The 2,507-nt window shown below is 68.3% G+C and carries 3 protein-coding genes; 1 reads left to right on the forward strand and 2 read right to left on the reverse strand.

All coding sequences use genetic code 11. The annotated features are described in order from the left end of the window. Positions 1-668: quinolinate synthase NadA (nadA, locus tag RWX87_RS06775; RefSeq protein WP_314688841.1), on the reverse strand; the 668-nt coding region annotated here is incomplete at its 3' end. Next, positions 665-1,561 carry an NrtR DNA-binding winged helix domain-containing protein gene (locus RWX87_RS06780; protein WP_314688842.1) on the reverse strand — a complete coding sequence of 299 codons (897 nt, stop codon included), beginning with the start codon at positions 1,559-1,561 and terminating at the stop codon, positions 665-667. The genes nadA and RWX87_RS06780, both read right to left, overlap by 4 nt. Positions 1,562-1,910: 349 nt before the next feature. Here RWX87_RS06780 and RWX87_RS06785 point away from each other — a divergent pair, with 349 nt between their 5' ends. Continuing rightward, a complete protein-coding gene (locus RWX87_RS06785; RefSeq protein ID WP_314688844.1) occupies positions 1,911-2,381 on the forward strand; it encodes a very short patch repair endonuclease in 471 nt (156 codons plus the stop codon). Positions 2,382-2,507: the final 126 nt, after the last annotated feature.

The raw sequence follows: 2,507 nt of genomic DNA on the forward strand, positions 1-2,507 counted from the left end.
GCGAAGGCCCAGTCGAGCACGGCATGGGCGTTGGAGCTCGTGCACACGATGCCGCCGTGGCGGCCGCAGAAGGCCTTGAGAGCGGCCGAGGAGTTCATGTACGTCACGGGAACGATCTGCTGGCGTCCGTCGGCGGCCGCGGCCGTGCCGCAGGCCTCCTCGAGCCGTGACCAGCAGCGTTCCACCTGGTCGATGTCGGCCATGTCGGCCATGGAGCAGCCGGCGGAGAGATTCGGCAGGATGACGTTCTGACGGTCGGTGGAGAGGATGTCGGCCGTCTCCGCCATGAAATGCACGCCGCAGAAGACGATGTCGTCGGCGTCGGGACGCGTGGCGGCGTTGCGCGCGAGCTGGAAGGAGTCTCCAACGAAGTCGGCGTGGACGATGATCTCGTCGCGCTGGTAGTAGTGGCCGAGGATGAGCGCGCGGTCACCCAGCCGGTGGCGCGCCTCGAGGATGCGGTCCTGCAGTTCGGCGGCCGTGGCCCGGGTGTACTCCTCGGGCAGCGGCGTCTGACGCGGTGAGTTGCGGGGGAAGCGGTCGCGTGCCGAGGCGCCGGGGCCGTATCCGGGTCGGACGGAGTCGAAGCTCCAGGGCTCGCGGGTGAGTCCGGAGTCGCAGGTGCGGGTGGCTCCGAGCCGTTCGATGATGGCGTCGACGGATGTCATGCTGTCTCCTTGGATGAGGGTGAGGCGGTCTGCGCGAGCGGAGTGGTCCGCGCGGAAGGGTCCGGGGGTGCGAATGCGCGTGCGCGGTCGTGTGTGGATGTGCCGTGCGTGGGCGTGCCGTGCGAAGTAGTGGCGGGGTCGGTGGCGACGACGCGCGTGACGTCCGTTTGCGTCGGCCGCGACGTCATCGGCCGTAGCGACGGGTGAGCGGCACCCCGCGCGGCATAGCGGTACAGGGCGGCCGGACGGTGTCGTCCCTCGGCGAGGCGTTCCCCGGTGGCTTCGAGCATTCCGGTGGCGAGGATGCCACGGCGGAAGTTCGGCGGGTCGAGCGTGCGGTCGAGAATCGCCTCGTAGACCCGTCGCAGCCGGCTGAGCGTGAAGGTTTCGCCCACGAGACGGGTGGCGATGTCGGTGTAGCCGACCTTCGCCCGTACGCGGCCGAGCGCGTAGTCGAGGATTCGGCCATGGTCGAAGGCGAGTGGCGGCAGGGCGCTGACGGGGAACCACTGGACGTTCTCGGCCTCGTGAACGCCCTTCGCCTCGTCGGCGTCGATCAGCGCCCAGTAGGCGATGGACACCATGGGAAGCCCGCTTGAGGAGCGCCCCGGGTCGCCGAAGGTGTAGAGCTGCTCGAGATAGCGCGCGTCGAGGCCCGTCGTGGACAGCAGGGCGTCCGAGGCGGCGGCCTCCAGTGAGACGCCCTGTCGGAGCCGGGACCCGGGAAGCGCCCAGGCGCCGAGGAAGGGCTGCCGTATGCGGCGCACCAGCGGAATGCGTAGCGTGGGTCTGGCGTCGGGAGAGTCCGTGCGGTCGAGGGCGAGAATGACGACGGAGACGCCGATGTCCGGTGGCTCCTGCGCGCGTTCGGAGACGTTCGCCGAGGGCCTCATCCCTCCTCCTATCCGCTGGTTCGTCGTGTGGGCGATCTGCCGCTCGTCATGATGCAGTGGCCGATTTTTCGTTCCGAGTCCCGAGCCTAGGACTTAGTGTCATAGTGACACTAACAGGGTGTGCCATCGCACGGGATGCGGCATAGGAGACGGTCGTCGTTGACCAGAACAGGTCGCGGGGATTCCGATCCGGCCTCGGCGGGCATAATGGGGAGCCGTGTCCAGCAGAGGAAGCGCGTCGTCCGCGACGAAGGCGAAGACCGAGGGGGCGCGTGTGTCCGGGGGACCGCCTTCGGCGTCGCGTTCCGGTTCCGTGGCGACCCGCGCGAAGACGCCCCATGCGACGCCGGTGCCTGCGACGTCATCGTACGCCAGGGCCGGCGCCCGCGTCGAACGTTTCGAACGCGGGACGCGCAGCTACACGATGTCGCATATCCGCGGCAGAGACACCTCGATCGAGGTGATGGTCCGCCGCTTCCTGTTCTCGCGTGGCCTGCGCTTCCGCAAGAACGACCGGCGGTATCCGGGGCATCCGGACGTCGTGCTGCCCAAGTGGAAGGCGATGGTCTTCGTCAACGGATGCTTTTGGCATATGCATGAGGGCTGCGCGAAATGCGTCATCCCCAAGTCGCATGTCGACTTCTGGACGGCGAAGCTCACCCGGAACCGCAACCGTGACAGGCGTCAGATTGCTGAACTCGAGGCCGCCGGCTGGCGGGTCTTCGTGGTCTGGGAATGCGAACTCGACAAGCCCAGGCGTCAGGGGACTCTCCACGCTCTGCATGCCAGGATCGTCGGGGGATGGGTGCCTTCGCCGTGACCGGGGTGACCGGAATCAGGGTCCGACCGCGAGAAGGGGGTGCCTGATGCGCCGCATTCGGTGGCGCCGGATGCGATGGGACGCGGAAGGCGTCGAATCCGTGTGCCCGCGCTCGTGAGTCCGTCC

It is taken from the genome of uncultured Bifidobacterium sp., from assembly GCF_963540075.1.
Taxonomy (GTDB): Bacteria; Actinomycetota; Actinomycetes; order Actinomycetales; family Bifidobacteriaceae; genus Bifidobacterium.